The 2500-nt window shown below is 51.7% G+C and carries 1 tRNA gene and 1 rRNA gene (1 of these 2 cut by a window edge); both read left to right on the top strand.

From position 1 onward, the window contains the following. Window positions 1-26 (top strand) — tRNA-Ala (locus tag ACFSE1_RS19395) (it extends 50 nt beyond the left edge of the window). Between the two features lie 371 nt (window positions 27-397). After that, window positions 398-2500, top strand: a 23S ribosomal RNA gene (locus ACFSE1_RS19390); the annotation flags it as partial.

Raw genomic sequence — 2500 nt, 5'->3', positions numbered from 1 at the left:
CGGTTCGATCCCGCTCAGCTCCACCATTTAATGTCTTCCTTGGAAATAAAGGTTTGCAGCACTTTTGTTGAGTGTTTGCCTGTTTTGTACGTATCGTGAAGAGAAGATTGATCCGGATGAGCCCTTTGGGTTCATGCTGTTAAGGATCGATGATTGTTCGACGGGTTGTCCGTTGTCTGATTGTCGTTCTGGTGGGTGTTGCCTGACCGCGCATCCTCGGATTTGATCTCGAGAAGCTGGTCTTAAGATCCGGCCCGGATGTCGCTCGGCGTGACATCTTTTGAGGGACCGGATCGAACACGTCGATGGCATTGTGACGAACCTCTTGTAAAAGGTAGGAGGTTTTGCTGTTTCCTTTGGGGGGGCGGCTTTGACGATGAGCATTGGCAATGAGAACGATCAAGTGTCGTAAGGGCATTTGGTGGATGCCTTGGCATGCACAGGCGAAGAAGGACGTGATACGCTGCGATAAGCCGTGGGGAGCTGCGAATGAGCTTTGATCCATGGATCTCCGAATGGGGCAACCCACCTTAAATGCTTAGAAAATCCAAACTGTCAGGAATGACGGCTTGGGTTTCTAAGCATTGTGATAAGGTATCTTGCACTGAATACATAGGTGTAAGAAGCGAACGCAGGGAACTGAAACATCTAAGTACCTGCAGGAAAGGACATCAACCGAGACTCCGCAAGTAGTGGCGAGCGAACGCGGACCAGGCCAGTGGCAATAAGAAGTAAAGTCGAACGATTTGGAAAGGTCGGCCGTAGCGGGTGATAGCCCCGTAGACGTAAGACGACTTATTGTCCTTGAGTAAGGCGGGACACGTGAAATCCTGTCTGAACATGGGGAGACCACTCTCCAAGCCTAAGTACTCGTGCATGACCGATAGCGAACAAGTACCGTGAGGGAAAGGTGAAAAGCACCCCGACAAGGGGAGTGAAATAGAACCTGAAACCGGATGCCTACAAGCAGTCGGAGGGCGCAAGCCTGACGGCGTACCTTTTGTATAATGGGTCAACGACTTAGTGTAACTAGCAAGCTTAAGCCGGTAGGTGTAGGCGCAGCGAAAGCGAGTCTGAATAGGGCGATTTTAGTTAGTTGCATTAGACCCGAAACCGAGTGATCTAGCCATGAGCAGGCTGAAGGTTGGGTAACACCAACTGGAGGGCCGAACCCGCATCTGTTGCAATAGATTGGGATGACTTGTGGCTAGGGGTGAAAGGCCAATCAAACTCGGAGATAGCTGGTTCTCCGCGAAATCTATTTAGGTAGAGCGTCGACCGAATACCCTCGGGGGTAGAGCACTGGATGGGCTATGGGGACTCACCGTCTTACTGATCCTAACCAAACTCCGAATACCGAGGAGTACTAGTCGGCAGACACACGGCGGGTGCTAACGTCCGTCGTGAAAAGGGCAACAACCCTGACCTCCAGCTAAGGTCCCCAAGTCATGGCTAAGTGGGAAAGGATGTGAGGATCCCAAAACAACCAGGATGTTGGCTTAGAAGCAGCCATCATTTAAAGAAAGCGTAACAGCTCACTGGTCTAAACAAGGGTCTTTGCGCCGAAAATGTAACGGGGCTAAAGCCATGCACCGAAGCTGAGGATGTGTGCTTGCACACGTGGTAGCGGAGCGTTCCGTAGGCCTGTGAAGGAGGACCCGTGAGGGCCTCTGGAGGTATCGGAAGTGCGAATGTTGACATGAGTAACGATAAAGGGAGTGAGAGACTCCCTCGCCGAAAGACCAAGGGTTCCTGCTTAAAGTTAATCTGAGCAGGGTTAGCCGGCCCCTAAGACGAGGCGGACACGCGTAGTCGATGGGAACCACGTTAATATTCGTGGGCCTGGTGGTAGTGACGGATTGCGTAACTTGTACATTCTTATTGGATTGAGTGTGCGGGGAAGCGGTTCCAGGAAATAGCTCCACCATTATAGACCGTACCCGAAACCGACACAGGTGGTCAGGTAGAGTATACCAAGGCGCTTGAGAGAACTATGTTGAAGGAACTCGGCAAATTGCACGCGTAACTTCGGAAGAAGCGTGACCCCTTTTTACGCAAGTATGAAGGGGTGGCACAGACCAGGGGGTAGCGACTGTTTATCAAAAACACAGGGCTCTGCGAAGTCGATAAGACGACGTATAGGGTCTGACGCCTGCCCGGTGCTGGAAGGTTAAGAGGAGAGGTGCAAGCTTTGAATCGAAGCCCCAGTAAACGGCGGCCGTAACTATAACGGTCCTAAGGTAGCGAAATTCCTTGTCGGGTAAGTTCCGACCTGCACGAATGGCGTAACGACTTCCCCGCTGTCTCCAACATAGACTCAGTGAAATTGAATTCCCCGTGAAGATGCGGGGTTCCTGCGGTCAGACGGAAAGACCCCGTGCACCTTTACTATAGCTTTACACTGGCATTCGTGTCGGCATGTGTAGGATAGGTGGTAGGCTTTGAAGCGGGGACGCCAGTCTTCGTGGAGCCATCCTTGAAATACCACCCTTATCGTCAT

This window comes from Affinirhizobium helianthi, from assembly GCF_042680945.1.
Classification (GTDB): Bacteria; Pseudomonadota; Alphaproteobacteria; order Rhizobiales; family Rhizobiaceae; genus Neorhizobium; species Neorhizobium helianthi.
Note: the sequence above shows the minus strand (reverse complement) of the source record. Positions and strands in the feature narration are given on the sequence as shown.